The organism is Arthrobacter sp. LT660, assembly GCF_056172845.1.
In genome coordinates this window covers 574,876-594,510 of the sequence record NZ_CM149651.1, presented here as the reverse complement: position 1 = coordinate 594,510, position 19,635 = coordinate 574,876, and the positions used below count along the sequence as shown (strand labels likewise).

17 protein-coding genes are annotated in these 19,635 nt (G+C 67.6%); all 17 read right to left on the bottom strand.

Going from position 1 to position 19,635, the window contains the following annotated elements; translation table 11 throughout:
- Positions 1–185 precede the first annotated feature (185 nt).
- A complete protein-coding gene (locus tag AC0QSG_RS02745) occupies positions 186–1,802 on the bottom strand; it encodes an amidohydrolase (RefSeq protein WP_435726130.1) in 1,617 nt (538 codons plus the stop codon).
- 46 nt (positions 1,803–1,848) lie between these two features.
- Positions 1,849–4,683, bottom strand: a complete 2,835-nt coding sequence (locus AC0QSG_RS02740; RefSeq protein ID WP_475376571.1) for a DEAD/DEAH box helicase — start codon at positions 4,681–4,683, stop codon at positions 1,849–1,851.
- A 43-nt stretch (positions 4,684–4,726) separates the two neighbouring features.
- Positions 4,727–5,557, bottom strand: coding sequence for a twin-arginine translocase subunit TatC (gene tatC, locus AC0QSG_RS02735; protein WP_475376570.1), 831 nt, complete (start codon positions 5,555–5,557; stop codon positions 4,727–4,729).
- Between the two features lie 6 nt (positions 5,558–5,563).
- Positions 5,564–5,791 (bottom strand): Sec-independent protein translocase subunit TatA, encoded by a 228-nt coding sequence (gene tatA, locus AC0QSG_RS02730; protein WP_435726127.1) that lies wholly within the window; start codon positions 5,789–5,791, stop codon positions 5,564–5,566.
- A gap of 32 nt (positions 5,792–5,823) precedes the next feature.
- Positions 5,824–6,174 carry a hypothetical protein gene (locus tag AC0QSG_RS02725; protein WP_475376569.1) on the bottom strand — a complete coding sequence of 117 codons (351 nt, stop codon included), beginning with the start codon at positions 6,172–6,174 and terminating at the stop codon, positions 5,824–5,826.
- Entirely contained in the window at positions 6,171–8,162 is a 1,992-nt protein-coding gene (locus tag AC0QSG_RS02720) for a helix-turn-helix transcriptional regulator (RefSeq protein WP_475376568.1), read from the bottom strand. The genes AC0QSG_RS02725 and AC0QSG_RS02720 overlap by 4 nt, the downstream gene beginning before the upstream one ends.
- 87 nt (positions 8,163–8,249) lie before the next feature.
- The gene (locus AC0QSG_RS02715; RefSeq protein ID WP_435726124.1) at positions 8,250–8,645 is read right to left on the bottom strand and encodes an FKBP-type peptidyl-prolyl cis-trans isomerase; all 396 of its coding nucleotides are present in this window, start codon (positions 8,643–8,645) and stop codon (positions 8,250–8,252) included.
- Between the two features lie 41 nt (positions 8,646–8,686).
- Positions 8,687–9,643 (bottom strand): FKBP-type peptidyl-prolyl cis-trans isomerase, encoded by a 957-nt coding sequence (locus AC0QSG_RS02710; protein ID WP_475376567.1) that lies wholly within the window; start codon positions 9,641–9,643, stop codon positions 8,687–8,689.
- A gap of 143 nt (positions 9,644–9,786) precedes the next feature.
- Positions 9,787–11,148 carry a Pup--protein ligase gene (pafA, locus tag AC0QSG_RS02705; RefSeq protein ID WP_475376566.1) on the bottom strand — a complete coding sequence of 454 codons (1,362 nt, stop codon included), beginning with the start codon at positions 11,146–11,148 and terminating at the stop codon, positions 9,787–9,789.
- 3 nt (positions 11,149–11,151) lie between these two features.
- Positions 11,152–11,874 (bottom strand): proteasome subunit alpha, encoded by a 723-nt coding sequence (prcA, locus tag AC0QSG_RS02700; protein WP_435726121.1) that lies wholly within the window; start codon positions 11,872–11,874, stop codon positions 11,152–11,154.
- Complete coding sequence (gene prcB, locus AC0QSG_RS02695; RefSeq protein WP_475376565.1) at positions 11,875–12,651, bottom strand: proteasome subunit beta; 777 nt, start codon at positions 12,649–12,651, stop codon at positions 11,875–11,877. It lies immediately after the preceding gene.
- A 2-nt stretch (positions 12,652–12,653) separates the two neighbouring features.
- Positions 12,654–12,857, bottom strand: a complete 204-nt coding sequence (locus tag AC0QSG_RS02690) for a ubiquitin-like protein Pup (protein ID WP_435726119.1) — start codon at positions 12,855–12,857, stop codon at positions 12,654–12,656.
- A 125-nt stretch (positions 12,858–12,982) separates the two neighbouring features.
- A complete protein-coding gene (dop, locus tag AC0QSG_RS02685) occupies positions 12,983–14,599 on the bottom strand; it encodes a depupylase/deamidase Dop (protein ID WP_475376564.1) in 1,617 nt (538 codons plus the stop codon).
- The gene (gene arc, locus AC0QSG_RS02680; RefSeq protein WP_475376563.1) at positions 14,596–16,371 is read right to left on the bottom strand and encodes a proteasome ATPase; all 1,776 of its coding nucleotides are present in this window, start codon (positions 16,369–16,371) and stop codon (positions 14,596–14,598) included. Before arc ends, dop begins: the two co-directional genes overlap by 4 nt.
- Before the next feature lie 74 nt (positions 16,372–16,445).
- Entirely contained in the window at positions 16,446–17,570 is a 1,125-nt protein-coding gene (locus AC0QSG_RS02675; protein WP_475376562.1) for a tRNA (adenine-N1)-methyltransferase, read from the bottom strand.
- Between the two features lie 40 nt (positions 17,571–17,610).
- The gene (locus AC0QSG_RS02670; RefSeq protein ID WP_475376561.1) at positions 17,611–18,741 is read right to left on the bottom strand and encodes a site-2 protease family protein; all 1,131 of its coding nucleotides are present in this window, start codon (positions 18,739–18,741) and stop codon (positions 17,611–17,613) included.
- A complete protein-coding gene (locus AC0QSG_RS02665) occupies positions 18,738–19,496 on the bottom strand; it encodes an HAD family hydrolase (protein ID WP_435726114.1) in 759 nt (252 codons plus the stop codon). Before AC0QSG_RS02665 ends, AC0QSG_RS02670 begins: the two co-directional genes overlap by 4 nt.
- Between the last annotated feature and the right edge of the window lie 139 nt (positions 19,497–19,635).

Sequence of the window (19,635 nt, the reverse complement as noted above, 5' to 3'; positions counted from 1 at the left end):
ATGGTTGCCGTGATTCCGGCAGGGCGACCAAAGACCATCGAAGTCGCCGCTGAGAGACCAGCCTAGCCGTTGGTTACCCTGTGTCAACCATCTTCTGACAAGGTGGCTTGCGCGGAAACACTAGTCAGGTGTGCGAGTCGGCGGAGGGTCCTCTTGCGGCCCGCCGCACCGAATCATGCGTGTAGCTAGGCGCGTTCGAAAATGACCCGTCCCGCCCGAACGGTCCGCAGGCACGTCGGCAGTTCGGCCTCCAGGACGGGCAGCATCGGAGTACCCGCACGGGCATCCGTGCTCCAGGAAGATACCCGCGCGTCCGGCGTCTGTATCGCCAACTCCGATGCCGCCCACACCGCGAACGTCGCCTCCGACCCCGGCGCCAATTGTCCGGCAAGAGGGTTGGCCGCACCGACCGCACGATGTCCGGCACGTGTGTGAGCCAGGAATGCGGCACGCGCGGAAACCCTCGCCGCGGGAGTGTTGTGCTCCAGGCACGCCCGTACGGCGGCCCACGGGCTGGCCGCCGTCACGGGGGTGTCGGAACCGAGGCAGACGGGAACGCCCGCGGCAAGGAACCGCCCGACTTCGTTCATCCGCGCGCTGCGCTCCGGTCCGAGGCGCTGCTCGTACTGACCCGCGGGACCACCCCAGTACGCATCGAACGCGGGCTGAAGGGAAACTGTGATGCCGAATTCCAGAAACGCGTCAACTGCCGGCTGGTCGACGATCTCGACGTGTTCCAGGCGGTGCCGTCCCGCCTGCACGGTGGAAAGCCCGACCCTGTCGGCCGCCAGCCGGAAACCCGCGACGGCGGTGTCGACGCCGGCGTCTCCGATCACATGGAACGCGGCCTGGATCCCGGCCTCCGAACAGGCCGCCACGTGGGCGGCGACGCCCTCCTCGTCCAGGAACAGCGTGCCGCGGTTACCGGCGTCGTCGGCATAAGGCTCGCGAAGGTACGCAGTGCGGGAGCCCAGCGACCCGTCGATGTTGAGGTCCCCGCCCAGGCCGCTCAACCGGCCCTGTCCGAATCCGTCGGCTAGCCGGCGCGCCTCGTCGGCCGTGGAGGCGGTTTCGGCCCAGTAGATGTGAACGGCGGGATGGTCCTGGCCCTCGTCGTCCAACAGGCCGGTCAGCACCTCGACGTCTCGCCGGGTTCCGATGTGGGGCGCGGCCATCTCCGCCACGCCGGCGTGCCCGGTCGAGGCCAGGTGCCGCAGCGCGCGCAGTTGGTGCTCCCGGCGCGCTGCGTCGCTGAAGTCCAACACGGCTTCGCGCACGCGCGCATGGGCCTCGCGCACGACAGTGCCGACGCCGTCCCAGCCGTCCACGCCGTCCAGCTCCAGCCGCCGGGCCAACGAGGCATTGACGAGCCCCGAATGGACGTCGATGCGTGTGAGGTAGACATCGCGTCCGCCCCCCGCGGCCTCGAGTTCGTCCGCGGACGGAACGCGTCCGTCGGGCCAGGCGCTCTGGTCCCACCCGGCCCCGGTGACGGCCCCCGTGGACTCGGCAGCCCGTCCCGACACCGCGTCCAGGACTTCGGCCACGGAACCGGCTCCCGTGAGATCCATTGAGGCCAAGGCCGCGCCGGTCTCCGTGAGGTGGACGTGCGAGTCGAAAAACGCGGGCGCCACCAGGGCCCCTTCGAGGTCGACCACTTCCATGGAGTCGTCCAAGAGGCCGGATGCGGCCGCTTCCTGCCCCACCCACGCCACGGTGTCGCCGTCGACCAACATGGCCGTGGCGAAGGGATCTGCGGGACTGTACACGGCCCCGTTGCGGTACATGACCAGCGAAGACATCAAAGTGGTTCCTTCCATGGTTCGTCCGGCCTGGGCCGGGGCGGCGTCAGTCGGCGACGCTAGAGTAGGCGACGACGCCGCGCCGGACCGCCGACACGGCGTCCCGGCAGGTGCGCGCCAAAGGCGTCGGCAGGTCCGGCACCTTGGCAAGCTGGTCAAGGGTGTCGATGACTTGTTTGGCCCATCGGACGAAGTCTCCGGCTGCCAGGTCCGTGCCCCGCAAGCAGTCCTTGAGATCCTTGCCGCGGGCCCAACCGTACATGGGCCAGACGAGTCCGGATTCCGGTTCCGCGGTTTCGGGAAGCCTGTTGGCCACCTCGAGGTCCGTCAGGTCGGACCACGCTCGGACTGACGTATCCCAGGCCCGTTCCATCGCCGGGCTGGGGAGCTTCGGATGCACTCCCCCGTCCTCGCGCTTTGCCTGGTAAACAAGGGTGGTGACGAATCCCGCCAGCTCGGCCGCGCCGAGACCGTCGAGCACGCCGGATTCCAGGACCAACGAGGTCAGCAGGTCCCTCTCCCCGTAGATGCGCCGCAGCCGGTTGCCCGAGGCGGTGGTGACCGGGACGTCCGATTCCCTTCCACCGGCGGCATCCCGTGGGACCGCCAGGTATCCGTACGCCTCAAGTACAGTGCAGACCCGGTCGAACGTCTTGGCGATCGTGTTGGTGCGTCCGCTGATTTGCCCGGACAGCCGATCAGTCTCCTGGCGCAGCTTCCACCACCGTTCGGCCCAGCGGGCGTGGTCCTCGCGCTCGCCGCATCCGTGGCAGGGATGCCGCTTGAGCGCACCGCGCAGCCTCGAGATTTTGGCGTCCTGATCGGCGGTCCCGGAGAAGTCGAAACCGGCCGCCTCGCGGCGTGGGGGCCGCCGCTCGTGCAGGGCGTTGCGCAGGGAGGCCGCCAGGTCCTTGCGCTCCTTCGGCGTCCGGCCAGTGAAACCCTTGGGGACGCGAATCCGGGAGACGACGTCGACCGGTCCATCAAGGTCCTGGACCCCGATGCGGCGGATCTGCCTATCCTCGGTCAGAACCGTGGGGCGCATGTCCCGGTGCGAATCGGAGAGCCCGATGACCACGCACCGGCCCAGGCGGCGCGGACCGCGGACGTCGACCACGTCTCCCGGCGTCAGCTGCCCCAGCGATTGCTCCGCCGCGGACCGGCGCGCCCTGGTGGCGGTCCGGGAGACGTCGCGTTCGGCGTCCCTGAGCTCCTGGCGCAGGCGCGCGTACTCGGAGAAGTCGCCGAGGTGGCAGGTCATGGCCTGCGCGTATCCGTCCAGCGACTCCTCGCGGCTTCGAACCTGGCGCGCGAGCCCCACGACGGAGCGGTCCGCCTGGAATTGCGCGAAGGACGACTCGAGGATGCGCCGCGCCTGGCCCCTGCCGAACTGCGAGGAGAGGTTCAGGCTCATGTTGTACGTGGGCCGGAAGCTGGAGTTCAGCGGGTAGGTTCGTCGCGAGGCCAGGCCGGCGACTGCCGCCGGGTCCGTCCCCGGTTGCCAGAGCACCACGGCATGGCCCTCGACATCGATCCCCCTGCGGCCCGCCCGGCCCGTCAGCTGGGTGTACTCCCCCGCAGTGACGGAGACGTGCTGCTCGCCATTGAACTTCTCGAGCTTCTCCAGAACCACGGACCGGGCGGGCATGTTCACGCCCAGCGCCAATGTCTCGGTCGCGAACACGGCCTTGACCAGATTCTGTGCGAAGAGCTTCTCCACGACTTCCTTGAAGATCGGCAGCAGCCCGGCATGGTGGGCCGCGAAACCACGAAGCAAACCCTCGCGCCAGGCCCAAAACCCCAGGACCTCCAAGTCGTCGGGCGGAAGGTCGTAGGCCGCGAGGTCGACTGCGTGTTCGATGCGCAGGGCCTCATCCTGGGTGGTCAGCCGCAATCCGGAACGCACGCATTGCGAGACCGCGGCGTCGCAGCCCTTCCGCGAGAAAATGAAGACGATTGCCGGCAACAACGCGGCGCGGTCCAGCGTGGCGATCATCTCCGGCCGCGACACCTGGTGCCTGACCACCGGCTCCGGCCGGCGTGGAACGCCGTGGTCCCGACCCCGACCGCGACCGCGCCCCGAACCGGGGCGGAACGAGCGACGCTCGTCCCGCTGGGCAAGCTTCGTGAGTTCGGGGTTCACCGCAATCGACGTTTCGCCACCCGAAGCGCCCTCGGTGGCCGCCTGGTCGAACGAAAGCTCGCCGGCGAACAGGTCCAACAGCCGCCCGCCCGCCAGAACGTGTTGGTAGAGCGGTATCGGCCGGTGCTCCGAGACCACGATCTCCGTGTCCCCGCGTACGGTGTCCAGCCAGCCCCCGAACTCCTCCGCATTGGACACGGTTGCGCTCAGGGAGACCACTTGCACGTCAGAGGGCAGGTGGATGATCACCTCTTCCCAGACGGCGCCACGGAACTTGTCGGCGAGGTAGTGGACCTCGTCCATCACCACATAGGCCAGACCGGAGAGCGTCGAGGAGTCCGCGTACAGCATGTTGCGCAGCACCTCGGTGGTCATGACGACGACGTCGGCCTCGCCGTTGACGGTCGTGTCCCCCGTCAACAGCCCCACGCGGTCCGCGCCGTAGCGCGCCGCCAACTCCGCGAACTTCTGGTTGCTCAGTGCCTTGATCGGAGTGGTGTAGAACGCCTTGAGGCCTCGGCTCAGGGCCAAGTGGACCGCAAACTCCCCGACCACGGTCTTGCCCGCCCCGGTTGGCGCGGCGACAAGGACTCCCTTGCCCGCCTCCACGGCGCGGCAGGCCTCGATCTGGAAGGGATCGAGTTCGAAGTTCATCGTCTGCCGGAATCCGTGGAGCTCGGTCTTCGACTCCTTGCCCCTTTCGCGTGCGGCTGCATACTGTTCAGCCGGAGACCCCATGGTGTCCGCCCTTCGGAATCGCTGTGTCGACAATGGACCTTGACTACAGCGTATCGATGTCCGGGGACGTTCCGATATCCGTGCCCTTGCCGTCCGCCGCGGCGGCGTTCTCCTCCTCCAGCGCCGCCAGGCGCTTGGCCTTGCGCTTGTCGTGGACCAGACAGAAGCCCGTGGCCGCGGCGAAGACCACCAGCAACGGACCCGCCAGCGCGAACATCGTTAGTGCGTCCCCGCCCGGTGCCGCCATGGCGGCGACCAGACAGATGATGAACACCGTGATGCGCCAGTTCTTCACGATCACGCGTCCCGGCAGGATCCCGATGAGGTTCAGGCCCACCATCAGCACCGGAATGATCAGTGCCACGCCGAACGCGAGCAGGAGCCGGATCACGAAGTTGAGGTAGACGTCCACCTCCACGATGTTCGTGGCCTGGTCCGGTGTGAGCCCCAGGAAGAACTTGAGGGCCGTCGGCAGGATCCAGTACGCCAGGCCGAGGCCGAGCAGGAACAGGGGAACCGCTGCCCCGATGAAGGCCAGCGCGGTGTGCTTTTCGGTCTTCTTCAAACCGGGAACGATGAAGGCCCACAGCTCGTAGAGCCAGACGGGGCTGGACATGATCAGTCCCAAGAAAACAGAGATCTTGATCATGTTGTCGAAGGGCGACACCACGGAAGCGAAGTTCACCTCGCCGCCCACGGCCTTGACCGGCTCAACGAGGAGCATCAACACCGGGTAGTACAGGAAAAACCCGCCGACCGTGGCGAGGAACAGCGCAATGAGCGCTATGAAGAGACGATTGCGCAACTCAACGAGGTGCTCCTTGAGGGCCATCCTCCCGTCCGGGTTGGATGAGCGCCCTACCTTTGCCGCCATCGAACTCTAGACGTTGCGGTCGCGGTGGTCCGGATCGACGATCTTGCCCTCGACGGGGCCGTCCGAGGCGTCCGGGTTCCTGGGGTCGTCGTCCTTCATCTGACGAACCTCGGATTTGAAGATGCGCAGCGACTGACCGATCGAGCGCGCCAGCCCCGGGAGTTTCGGTGCGCCGAAAAGCAGCAGCGCCAGCACAATGATGATGACCAGATGCCATCCCTGCAATCCACCCATGGAGTGTTCCTTTCGTCAGCCTCAAGTCTACGTCACGGTTGTAGGACGTCGCGTATTCGCTGGGGCTGGGAGCGGACCCGTTTCCCCTCCACGCGCCGCACGCGGCGCGTTGCGCGACGGACGGTTTTACCGGCGTCGTACTCCCGCTTGACCTCGCCCGGCGCGCGGAAGACCGCGGCCATCCCCACGCCGGGGCGTTCCGGATGGGGCGAATCGGTCGGATGGCCGAAGTCGCCAAGTTGGAGCCGCTCCGTGGCGTCGCCGATCTCGTCCAGCAAGCGCATGGCACCGCGGTAAAGGCGAAGGGCACAGACAACCAAGAACAATGCGGTCGCCGCGACGAGGAACAGCCACAGCAACACCCAAACCCACCAGTCGATCACGTCGTTTCCTCTCCATAGCCCGCCATTGCTTCCCGCAACCACCCACGTGCCGCCTCCGCCAGTTCCGGCGGATCGACGACGGCCATGTCCCCGCCATGGCGCGCCACCAGGCCCGGCAACCTCAGGGGAGAAGCTATACGCACCTCGGCCAGCGTTCGTCCGTTTTCGCCGCGTGCCGTGCGGCTCGGCGCGAAATCCTCGAGCAAGCCCCCCTGACGCGACGCGAAGGACAAGACGACGACGGCGTCGTCGGCACCCGGTGTGAAGAGCCGCTCCTGCATGGCCGCGTGTCGTTCCGTGGAGGGTTCGAAGGTCTCGTCCGCCACTGCAATCGACTGTATCCTGTCGATCCGGAAGTTGCGGGGACCGGCGACCTTGCGGCACCACGCCTGCAGATACGCGCGCCCGCCGTCCTCGATGAGACGGACCGGCTCGACGTCGCGGTCCGCGATCTCGTCGCGGTCCGCGGTGTAATAGCCAAGCGTGAGGACGCGGTGATCCCCGATCGCGTCCGCGAGGGCCGCCATGCGGTCGGTGTCCTCCGCCGACGCCAACCGTGCCGACACCAGTTCGCCGATGTCCCCGAATTCCCCGGCGGCCCCCTCCAACTTGGTCAAGGCCGAACGGGCGGCCTCGGGCCGGCGCAGTGTTGGCAGGTCCAGCATGGTGCGTAGACCGACAATCAGCGAGAACGCCTCGGTGAGGTTCAGCCGGATCGGTTCCGCCAGTCCCTCGGCGTTGCTGATGCTGACGGTGTCGCCCTCGTAGTCGACGTCGATGAGCTCGTCGTGGTAGCCGTTCGGGACGCCGCACATCTGGATCATGGCCAGGTCCCCGATCAAACGCTTCCGGGTCAGGCCGAACCGGGCGGCCGTCTCGTCGATCCGGGGCGCACCCTCACGAACCACGTACGCGATGATGTCCAGGGCCCGGGCGACGACGTCCGTGGCCGGTGGCCGTCCCGGGGCACGGCCGGAAGCGAGTGTGTAGGGGGCCACCTCCCGGGCTTGTTCAGCGGCGGCATCCCGCAGTCGCCGCAGGACCGCCTCGCGCAGTGGCGGGGGTGAGACGACCCGAGCGGCATGACCCAGTTCGGCGATCTCGGCCGACGTCGCCTCGGCGTCGTGAAACGCGATCCGCACGACGTCGTAGCCGTCAACGGTGGCGCCGCCGCTCTTCGTGGCGGCGGCCCGGAAGGCGAGCCCCCGTCCCGGTCGCAACTGCAACTCGGCCTCGACCGTCGACGTGACGGGGTCAAGCCCATCGAGCACCTCGGCGACACGGAAGTCGGACGGCCGCCGAACCACGCCGGACACGCGGGCAATTCCCGAAACGATCCGTGAGAGCCGGAAGATGCGCCGGTCGTTTCGGTCGTGGTCCCAGGCCACCAGATACCAGTTTCCGAACCTGCTCCCGATTCCCCACGGATCCACCCGCCGCAAGGATTCCCCGCCACCGACGCTCCTGTACGTAAACCTCACCGGCGATCGGTCCCACACCGCGCGCAGCAGATCGGGGAATACGGCGTCGCCGGCGTGCAGCCTGGGCTCGAACGTCTCGAAGTCGGCTTCCGCGTCTCTCCGCTCCCCCGCCGACAGCCGGCTGATGGCGCGCGCGGCAGCCGTCTCCACGGTGGGATTCTTCCAAATCCGCGCGGCCAGGCCGAGGGCGAGCCCCTCCTCCGCGTCGAAGGAGACCTCGGGAAGCCGGTACCGCTCGGGAAGGATGCGGTAGCGGCTGTCCTGGCGGTTGTTCTCGCTCAGCGGATCGCCGCCGAGTGTTTCGAGAGGCACGCCCAGCGCGCGGAGGTCCTCCTTGTCACGCTCGAACTTACGCTCGAACGCCTCGTCGCTCAATGCCTTGTAATCGTCCACACGCCGGCGCAGTTCGTCCTTGGTGTAGCCGCGCTTGTGGAACATCAGGGCATAGGTGAGGCTGACGAGCTTTTCCGTTCGCGAAGGAAGCACGCCATGGCGTTTGGTTGACACGGTTTCTACGTTACTACGCACCAAGGCGGCGCAGACCGCGGTAGTGCGGTCCGCGCCGCCCCGGCGGCAGTGCGTCTATCGGTCCGGTTAGCGGACGCCGACGAGGTCGACGACGAAGATCAGCGTCTCGTTGGGGCCGATGGCGGCGCCGGCACCCCGGTCGCCGTAGGCCATGTGCGGGGGGATCTCCAACCGGCGGCGTCCGCCGACCTTCATGCCCAGGAGTCCCTGGTCCCATCCCTGGATGACCTGGCCGACTCCCACCTTGAAGTCCAGCGGCTGGCCGCGGTTCCACGAGGAGTCGAACTCCTCGCCGGAAGACCAGGCGACGCCCACGTAGTGTGCGGAAACGGTGCTGCCGGCCGTGGCCTCCGTGCCGTCGCCGACGATGATGTCCTCGATCACAAGCTCCGTGGGGACGGCGTCGCCCGGGAACTCGATTTCGGGCTTGGTGCGGTCGTACTCGCGCTGTCCAAACGACATGGCGGTCCTTTCGTTGGGGGTGTGGATGTGCGGGTTCTAGGCTACTTGGCCGACTTGATGTCGACCACGAAGACGAGCGGACCCGCGGGCGTCCCCTCCGGTGCCTCCTTGCCGTAGGCCATCTCGGCTGGAATGCTCAGAAGCACCTTGGAGCCGACCTTCTGGCCCGTGAGACCTTCGGTCCAGCCCTGAATCACTTGCGTCAACCCGAACTCGGCGGGCTCGCCGCGTTCGTAACTCGAGTCGAAGACCTTGCCGTCTTCCCACCGGACGCCGGCATAGTCGGCGGTGATGGTGGATTCCGCGGTGAGCGTCTCGCCGTCGCCCTCCTCCAGCACGTGGACCGCGAGTCCATCTGGTGCTTCCTTGCCCTCGGGCAGGGAAATGGTGGGCTTGCCGTCCGCGTCGAACTCGACGGTGGGGAAGGACTTCGAGTCCACCAGTTCCTTGACCTCGGACTGCTCGAGCGTGCGCGGCGGCTCCGGGCGGTCCTCGGCGCCGACAATCTTCAGGATCAGGACCTCGCTCGCCGAGGCCGGCTCGTCCGGTGCAGTGCTCTCGCCCTCCGGGGCGGCCGCAGGCTCGGACGGGCGGACGTACGCAACCCAGGAACCCACCCTGGATCCGAGCAGGATCTCGTAGATCTCCGCGTCGGCCGCCTTCATCTCCTCCGTCAGAGACAGGATCTGCGCGTCCTGCCCGAAGAGGTTGCCCAGTTCGCTCCCGTCCTCGGTGCTGTAGCCCGCGAGCTTGTAGGAGACGTCTTGGTTCTCCTTGATTTCCGGACCGTCACCCTCCTCGAGAACCCGGGCTCCAGCTGCCGTGGCATCCAAGGGCGTGTCGAACTCGACCGACGGGGCGGTATTGTCATCCGCGCCGGGAGTGATTTCGATGGAAGAGAGAGGCTCTGCGTCCCCCACGGTCCTCGGGGAACCTGCCCCGCAACCGGCCAAGGCCAAGAGGGCCAGGGCCAGCACTACTGCGAAAAGCTTGCGCACGAATTCAACTTTCGTTGGGATCTTTGACCTACCGGCGCCCAGCGCGCCGGGCGGAACGAATCCCACCCAGTTTAGGTGCTTTTCCTGTGAGGTTTCCAAGCCCACGGCCCACGCGTCCCTGCCGCCCCAGCTGCTCGGATGGTCTACAGGAGGCCGAGAAGCTCCTCGACGCGCGGGTCAGAGTTCGCGAAGGGGTCCTTGCACAGCACGGTTTGCCCGGCATGGTCATTCAGTTTCAGGTGTACCCAATCGACCGTGAAGTCGCGCCCCGCGTCTTTCGCCGCACGCACGAAATCGCCCCGCAACTTTGCCCGCGTTGTCTGCGGCGGATGAGAACGCGCATCGTCCACGGCGTCCTGGTCCACCACGTTCGCGACGAGGCCCTTGGCTCGCAGCAGCTGGAACAATCCGCGAGTGGGGGAGATGTCGTGGTACGTCAAGTCGAGTTGGGCGATGCGGGGCGCCGAGAGGTCAAGCCCGTGCTTGTTTTGGTAGCCGCGGACGAGCTTGTGCTTGATGGCCCAGTCAATTTCCCTGTCGATACCGGAGGGGTCCTCGTTGGCGACGGCGTCGATCGAACGTCGCCAGAGGTCCATGATTCGAGGAACGTGCGGAGTATGGGCGCCCTCGCGGTCCAGGAACTCCGAGACCTTCGCGTGGAAGGCCTCCTGCAATTGCAACGCCGACATCTCACGGCCGTTGGCCAACCTGACGGGCGTGCGGCCAGTAAGGTCGTGGGAAATCTCCCGGATGCTCCGGATCGGGTTCTCCAGACGGAAATCCCCCATGATGGTGCCGGCTTCGATCATGCGCAGCATCAGGTCGGTGGCGCCGACCTTCACCAGCTGCGTCGTCTCGGACATGTTGGAGTCCCCGACGATCACGTGGAGCCTTCGGTAGTGCTCCGCATCCGCGTGGGGCTCGTCCCGCGTGTTGATGATGGGGCGGGAACGCGTCGTGGCCGACGACACGCCCTCCCACACGTGGTCCGCCCGCTGCGAAAAGGCAAAGCGGTGCTCTCCGTCGACCGGCAGGATCTTCCCCGCCCCGGCGAAGATCTGCCGCGTGACCAGGAAGGGGATCAGGATCTCGGCCAGCCTGGAGAACTCCAGGCGGCGGGGAATGAGGTAGTTCTCGTGGCACCCGTAGGAGTTGCCGGCGGAATCCGTGTTGTTCTTGAAGAGGTAGACGGAACCGGGGAAGCCGTCCTCCCGCATCCTCTCCTCCGCGGTTTGCACCAGGTCCTGGAGAATCGCTTCGCCGGCCCTGTCGTGGGCAATGAGTTGCGCGATGTCGTCGCACTCGGCCGTGGCGTACTCGGGATGCGATCCCACGTCCAAGTAGAGCCGGGAGCCGTTGGTGAGGAAGACGTTGGAGCTGCGTCCCCAAGCCACCACCTTGCGGAAAAGGTAGCGCGCGACCTCCTCGGGCGTCAACGGCCGCCCGCCGGGCGCCGAATACGCGATGCCGTATTCGGTTTCGATGCCGAAAATCCTGCGGTCCATGTCCTAGTCCTTCCCTCCTGCGCCCAATACGGAGGCCACCTCGGAGGCATCGAGCCGCCGGAAGGCGCGGCGTGTCCCATGGCGGGATACGGGGTCCCGATCGAGCACGGCAACTTCCAAGAGCCCCGCGCCGGCGGGACCCTCCGCGACACCGGGCAGCGCCGTCGCGGCGGCACGGATGGCTCCGGCCGTCCCGCCGTCGGTTCCGCCGTACCCGCCCCACGCGCCCTCCATGGCGGCCGCGACCGTTTCCGCATCCCCGCCCATGATGACGAGTCCAGGTTCATCGGAGATGGATCCGTCGAAGTTGACGCGGAAAAGACGGTCCTCCGCCGGCGCCCGCCCGACCTCCACGACCGCCAATTCAACCTCGAACGGCTTGCTTTCCGCCGTGAACACACCCCCGAGGCTCTGGGCGTAGACACTGGCCAGTCCGCGGCCCGTGACATCGTCGCGGTCGTAGGAATAGCCCCGGGTGTCCGCGTACCGGACACCGATCTGGCGCAGCGATTCGAACTCGTTGTATTTGCCGACGGCCGCGAAGGCGATCCTGTCGTAGATCTCGCCGACCTTCCGAAGCGAGGCGGACGGGTTTTCCGCCACCAGCGCGATGCCGTCGACGCAACTGGCCACGACCACCGACCTCCCCCGGGCGATGCCCTTGCGCGCGAAATCCGCGCGGTCCTTCATCAGTTGTTCCGGCGAGACATAGAACTGGGCGGACATCTAGGCCTCCCTGCCTGCGATGGAACGGCGACGGACGATGTCCGTGGCAACGGCGGCCAACTCGTCGCCGGGGATGCGTCTGGTGCCGTCCCGGTCGACGGCGAAAACCACCGGCCAGAGTTGGCGGACGAGGTCAGGGCCCCCGGTGGCCGAATCGTCGTCGGCGGCGTCGTACAGCGCCTCGACCGCCACCTCCACCGCCACCCCGGCGTCCATTCCCGGGCGCCATAGCTTCTTCAGGGCGCCGCGCGCGAAGACCGAGCCGGATCCGATGCTGTGGTGTTCCTGCTCCTCGTAGCGGCCCCCGGTGATATCGAACGAGAAGATCCGGCCCCGTTCGCGGCCGGGGTCGAATCCCGCGAACAGCGGGACCACCGACATGCCCTGCAGCGCCATGCCCAGGTTCGCACGAATCATGGCCGCAAGCCGGTTGGCCTTGCCGTCCAGGCTCAGCAGCGTTCCCTCGATTTTCTCGTAGTGCTCCAACTCGACCTGGAACAACCTCGCGATGTCCATGGCGACTCCTGCTGAACCCGCGATCCCCACGACCGAATACCGATCGGTCGCGAAGACCTTTTCCATGTGCCTGCTGGCGATGACGTTGCCGATCGTGGCCCTCCGGTCGCCGGCCATGACCACGCCGCCGTCGTAGGAAACCGCCACGATCGTCGTCGCGTGCCGCAGTGCCTCGACGGGCGCCGCGTCACGCGTCGGCAGCAGGTCGGGGCGCTCGCGCGCCAGGAACTCGAGGAACGACGGCCCCGCGGGGACATCCACCGCTACTGGCCGCCCTTCTGCACGAATCCGCGAACGAACTCCTCGGCGTTGCTCTCCAGCACGCCATCGATCTCGTCCAGCAGGTCATCGACCCCCTGGGTCTGTGCCTGTTTTCCCGCGGAAGCGCCGGCTCCGGTCGGGGCTGGAGCCTCCTCGAGATCCTGCGTCTGCTGGGCAGGCTTCGCCTTGAACTGTTCCTGGGCCATGGCGTCCTCCTTGATTCACGTTGGGGCTGCTCCGCCGCCAACTCTCATCTTGCCACTGGATGCTCCGGGGTGGTGACGATGCGGGGAAGCACTTTGAGGCACCCCACTAGCGCCGATGCGATCCCCTAGCGCCGCCCCGACCTGAGCCTGTCCACGAATTCACCGATCTCGAGGCCCGCGTCGAAGAGGGGCCCGACCAGGTCGCGCGTCCCGCGCAGGGGTTCCAGCATCGATACGCGCTCCAGGCCTGCGCGACCCGGGACGCTGAAAATGACGGAATCCCAACTGGCCCCCACGACGTCGTCCGGGTAGTCGGCCAGCGACCGGCCGCGGAAGTAGGCACGCGTGTCCTCCGGCGGGGAACCCACCGCCGCCGCGATCCGCTCCTCCGTAAACAGGGTCTCCACGACGCCTCGGGCGGCCAAACGGTGGTAGAGGCCCTTCTCCGGACGGATGTCGGCCCACTGGAGGTCCATCAGCGTGATCCGCGGGTCGTCCCAGCCCAACGAATGCCGTTCCCGGTACTGCTCCATCAACCGGTACTTGGCGATCCAATCCACCTGCGCTGCCGCGGCCAGGACGTCGCTCCGCAGCGTGTCGATGGTCCACTGCCAGCGAGAGAGCACGTCGAGGGTCTGTCGGTCGTCCGCGCCGGTCTCCCCGCAGTGGAGCCGCGCGGCGTCGAGGTACCGCTCCTGCAGGTCCAATGCGGTCGCCTTGGTGCCGTCCGCGAGTTCGACGACGGTCCGCAGTGTGGGGTCGTGGCTTATGCGTTGGACGGCGCCGACCGCGTCGCGCAATTCGATGGCGGGCGCACGGCCCGCTTCGATCAGCGAGAGCACCAACGACGTCGTGCCCACCCTGAGGTAGGTCGACACCTGCCCGAGATTGGCGTCTCCAAGGATAACGTGCAGCCGGCGGTACTTCTCCGAGGCGGCGTGGGGTTCGTCGCGGGTATTGACCAGGGGGCGGCGGATCGTCGTTTCCAAGCCGACCTCCGCCTCGAAGAAGTCGGCGCGCTGGCTGACCTGGTATCCAACGTCCTTGCCGGTGACACCCCTGCCCACGCGTCCGGAGCCGCACAGGACCTGCCTGGATGCGAAGAACGGGATGAGGCCCGCGGAGATCTCGCCGAACGGCGTCGCGCGCGGCATGAGATAGTTCTCGTGCGCGCCGTAGCTCACGCCCTTGTTGTCGGTGTTGTTCTTGTAGAGCAGCACCTCGGCGAACCCCGGAGTCTGTGCGATGTGCCGCGCGGCGGCCAGCGCCACGCGGTCGCCCGCCTGATCCCACAGGACGGCGTCGAGCGGGTTGGTCGTCTCCGGCGACGAGTACTCGGGGTGGGCGTGGTCCACGTAGAGGCGCGCGCCGTTGCCCAGCACCATGTTCATCAGGACGTGGCCCGCGGCGTCCGGGGTGCCGTCCTCCGCGTAGAGGGTTTCCCCGATCCGCGTCTCTCCGCCGGCCAGAGCGATCTCCTCGGCGGTCAGTTCCCTGGGCTCGTCAGTCAGCTGGGACCGGTCCGCGTCGGCACGTGGAACGGAGAATCCGCGCGCGTCGCTCAGCGGCGTCTCGTCCGCGTAGTCCCAACGCGTTCCGGCCAGGTGGCCGTATCCGTGCCGCACCGTGGCGGCGTACGCATTGACCACCTGGGCGGACAGGATGGTGGAGTTCGCCCCAGGTTGCGACGGCGCCAGGACGCCGTACTCGGTCTCCAGCCCGACGACGCGGCGGACCGTCACAGGTATTGTCCGGTGTTGGAGTAGGCGCCGGCGCCTTCGTCCGCCAGGCTCCGTCCCACCTCCGAACCTCCCTTGTCCTGGATGATGGTGCGGATGTAGGTGATGCGCTCGCCCTTCTTCCCGGAGATCCTCGCCCAGTCGTCCGGGTTGGTGGTGTTCGGCATGTCCTCGTGTTCGTGGAACTCGTCGACGACGCCGCGCAGCAGGTGCTCGATGCGAAGGCCACGCACCCCGGTGGTGAGCAGCTCCTTGATCGCCGATTTCTTGGCTCGGTCCACCACATTGCGGATGACGGCGCCGGAGTTGAAGTCCTTGAAGTACAGGACCTCGGTCTCGCCATTGGCGTAGGTGACCTCCAGGAACTCGTTCTCCTTGTCCGTGGCGTACATCGCCTCGACGGTCTGCCGAATCATCTCCAGCACGGTGGCGTTCCGGTCGCCGCCGTGTACGGCGAGGTCGTCCGGGTGCAGCGGAAGATCCCGCGTGAGGTACTTGGCGAAGATTTCCGCCGCTCCCTCGGAATCGGGCCGCTTGACCTTGATCTTCACATCCAGGCGGCCGGGGCGGAGGATCGCCGGGTCGATCATGTCCTCCCGGTTGGACGCGCCGATGATGATGACGTTGTCCAGCTTCTCCACTCCGTCGATCTCGCTGAGCAGCTGAGGGACGATCGTCGTTTCGACGTCGGAGGACACTCCCGTGCCCCGGGTCCGGAACAGGGAATCCATCTCGTCGAAGAAGACCACCACCGGGTTGCCACCGGTCGCCTTTTCGCGGGCGCGTGCGAAGATCAGGCGGATGTGGCGTTCGGTCTCGCCCACGTACTTGTCCAGCAGCTCGGGGCCCTTGATGTTCAGGAAGTAGCTGCGTGCGGCCTCGCCGCTGCGCAACTCCGCGGTACGTTCCGCCAGCGAATGGGCCACCGCCTTGGCGATCAGCGTCTTTCCGCAACCGGGCGGGCCGTACAGCAGGATGCCCTTCGGGGCCTGCAGGCCGTGCTCGCGGTACAGGTCCGCGTGCAGGAACGGGAGCTCCACCGCATCCCGGATCTGCTCGATCTGCGGGCCGAGGCCGCCGATGTCCGCGTAGGAAATGTCGGGAACCTCTTCCAGCACCAGGGACTGCATGTCGGAGAGGTGCACCCGCTCGATCGCCAGTCCCGTGCGCGGATCGATCGCGAGGCTGTCGCCGACCCTGACCCGTTCCCGCAACAATGGGCCCCCGAGTCGCACGACCTTTTGGTCGTCGGCCCGGCCGACCGCCAGGACGCGGCCGTCGTCGAGCACCTCCTTGACGGCAACCAGTTCGCCCGAGGCCTCGAAGCCGAGTCCGGCGACCACCGTCAACGAGTCGTTCAGGAGCACCTCCTGCCCGACCTCCAGCGCCTCGAAATTGAGAAGCGGACTGACGGAGACGCGCAGTTTCCGCCCGCTCTGGACGATGTCGACGCTCTCGACCGCCGCGGAAGAGATCGATTTGCCGGCCTCGGCGTGGCGCTTCGGATTGATCTGGACGATGGTTCCGTGGCTGAACGGCGTGTCGCCGTCCTTCTCGAGGGCCGCCTTGAGCGTGACGATCTCGGAGCGCGTTCGTTCCAGCATCGCGACCATCCGCGAGTTGTTCTGCGTCGCGGTGCCGAGCTGGCGGTCGAGTTGGCGTGCCTTGTCGCGCAGCACGTTCAGCTGCCGTTCGGCCAGCGCCAGCTGGTTTTGGAGCCGGGCCTCGCGCTGTTCGGCCTCGGGCCCGGATCCGGGCTGCGGTTCCGTCGGCATGTGGCATCTCCTTCGCTGTCCGCCGCCCGGACGGGGCGGCTACTCCCCATGGTAGCCAGCCCGACAGGGCCGCCCTACAGTTCGTTGCGTTCGTTGCGTTCGGCCTCGTCGGAACCGGAATCCGAAACGACGCCGGGCTCGTCTCCGTCGCGGAACGCACCGCGCTGGACCGAGGACGCCGCGTCCTTCGCGGCACGGCGCAACCGCTTGTCGGACACGCCCCGCTCCCCCAGAGCCGGCGCTTCCCAAGCCTCCGGGTCGTGGCCGCGGGTCCAGGCGTTGACGTCCTCGGCGGCGAACTCCATGTTCTTCATGCGCTTCTGGCCCGGTATCCCCGCCGTTCCGTCGGCCAACCGGCGGACCGTCATCAGGAATCCCGTGTGCGCCACCATCCGGTGGTCGGGACGGACAGCCAATCCGTCGAGGTGCCAGCCGCGAACCATGGATTCCCACGCCTCGGGTTCGGTGAAGCGGCCATCCGCGCGGATGGCCTCCGCCGTCCGCGAGAGCTGGGTGACGGTGGCGACGTAGTTGACCCAGACCCCGCCGGGCGCCAGCACGGTGGCCACCGCGTCGACACACTCCCAGGGGGCGAGCATGTCCAGCACCACGCGGTCCACCGAACCCGGCTGCTCGGTTTCGAGCACCTTCTCCTGGAAGTCCCCGATCGTGATGTCCCACGCGGGGTGCGTTCCACCGAAAATCGTCTCCACGTTTCCGCGGGCGATGTCCGCGAACTCGGCGCGACGCTCGAAGCTGTGCAGGTAACCCGCGTCGCCGACGGCGCGCAGCAGGGAGATCGAGAGCGCGCCGGATCCGACACCGGCCTCGACAACACGCGCGCCCGGAAAGATGTCGCCCATGGTCACGATCTGTGCGGCGTCCTTGGGGTAGACGACGGCGGCCCCGCGCGGCATGGAGAGGACGAAATCCTTCAGCAGCGGGCGGAGGGCCTGGTAGCGGTGCCCCGTGGTGTTCTCTACGACGACGCCTTCGGGCTGACCGATCAGCGCGTTGTGCGCAAGGACGCCCCTGTGGGTGTGGAAAGCCCCGTCCGGTGTGAGGGTAATCGTGTTCATGCGGCGTTTTTCGTCAGTCAGTTGCACCCGGTCGCCCGCGCGCAGCGGGCCGCGGCGCGCCGTCGCGCCGTGCGGACCGCCGTCGAGGTCGTCGTGGGGGGGCTGCTGGTCGTTGGACATGGTGTGGCTCGTTTCGGTGGGAATCTGTGATGTGGGTGGGCTAGCGGCGGCGGCCGGTGATGGCACCGACCACCGCGGATTGAACCAAGAGGCCAGTGACCTCGCCGTCGGAGTCGATCACGGCGTATTCGCTGCCGCTGAGGCTGGCCAGGAAGGCGATGAGCTCGCGGCCTGAACCGTCCTCGGCCACCACGGCCCCGTCCGCCAATGCCCTGGCCACCGTCCCGGCCCGGGTCGTGGCCCGGAGCTCGGGGGGCACCGAGGCCAGGGATCCCGAATCCACGACGGCTTCCGGCGTGCCGTCGTCCGCCATCAGGACCACGTGCCCGGCATGCCGGCGCAGCAAGGCATCGATGTCCGCCACGGTTGCGTCCGCGGCCAGCCCCTTGGCCGGTTCCATCAGTCCGCGCACGCTGACGTCCGGAAGACGCTGGCGCATCCGGGCGTCGCGGATGGCCTGCCCGGCACCGGTCCAGAGGAATCCGGCAACCAGCACGGCCACGAGGGTGAACTGAAGGTCGAGGGCTCGGCCCTGTGCCAGCGGCCACCCGACGAAATACGCGATCAGCGCGACGACGATCACACGGCCGGCCCAGCCGGCGGCCACCGTGCCGTGCTCCTGAGAACCCGTCGCGCGCCAGACCAGGGATTCGACGAGTCGTCCCCCATCGAGCGGCAGGCCAGGCAACACGTTGAAGAGCGCAACGAGGAAATTGGCCCACACGAGTGTCGTGGTGAGGAGACCGACGACGCCCGAGGGCTCGGCCGCGACGGAGAACGCATGGCCCAGACCGGCGAGCAGGAAGTTGGCGACCGGCCCGGCCAGCGCCACCAGAAGCGATTTGCCCGGTGTGGCATGGAAACTGCCGAACTGCGTGTGGCCGCCCCACAGTGTGAGGACAATCCGTGCCCCGGGCCAGCCGAAGGCCTTCGCGCTCACGGCATGCGCGAGTTCGTGGATCAGCACCGACAGCATCAGCAGCACGGCATAGGCGAACGCCACCACATAGGCGGCGACGCCGATCCCCGGGATTGCGCGCGCGACCTGCGGCCCGAACACCACCACCATGAACGCGGCGATGAGGAACCAGGACCATGCCAACGAGACCGGAACGCCGAGAACCCTGCCCAGCCGAATGCCTTCGGTGCGGCCTGGCTCCGCAGGCGTCACGGCGCCCCGCCGGCGCCTTGGCCGGCGGGCACGTCCCGCGGGGCGCGAACGAAGTCGTCCAACTCCCGGGCCGAGACACCGGCAAGGGATGGGAAGACGGTCCAGTCGCCCGAATCGGGCAGCGCGGTGATATGGGGAACCGCGATGGTCCGCGCGCCGCTCGCCGCGGCGGAGGCGACCCCGGGAACGGAGTCCTCCAGGGCCACGGTGCGCAGCGTATCCAGTCCCGGAACGATCCCGGCCATCGTCCGCAGCGCGTGGAGGTACGGCTCCGGATCCGGTTTTCCCTTGGAGACCATGTCGCCGGTGACGAGGAAACGGAAGGTGCCCTCCGGCAGCGCGTCCGCAACGAGCCCCGCCAAGGGCCCCTCGGACATCGTGACCAGGGCGCAGGGCACGCCGTGCCTCGCCAAATCCTCGAGGAGCTCCCGGGCGCCCGGACGCCACGGCACGTTCTTCGTCACTTCGTCGACCACCGAGCCCGTGAGGGTGTCGATGATGTCCCGGATGGGAAGGTCGACGCCCGCTTCCTGAAGCATCCGGGCGCTGTTCGGCAGGGCCTGGCCCACCAGCCGCAGCGCGTCCTCCTCCGTCCACGTTCCACCGTGGGCGTGCACGAGTTTGGTTTCGGCGGCGATCCAATACGGCTCGGTGTCGACGATGGTCCCGTCCATGTCCCACAACACCGCCTGGAGGCCGCTGCCGGCGTCGAAAGGGTTCGGGGGCACGGAAGCTGGCGGCGTGGTGGCGGGCATGTATCGATTCTAACGGCGGCGCACGCCGCCGCAGGTCGCTATGCCGTTAGGGTGAGACGGTGGCAGAGGATTTCCAGGAACGCAGCTCACTGACCGAGGTCGTGGCCGCCGGCGCCGAGCCCACCGACGGAAAGCGGCC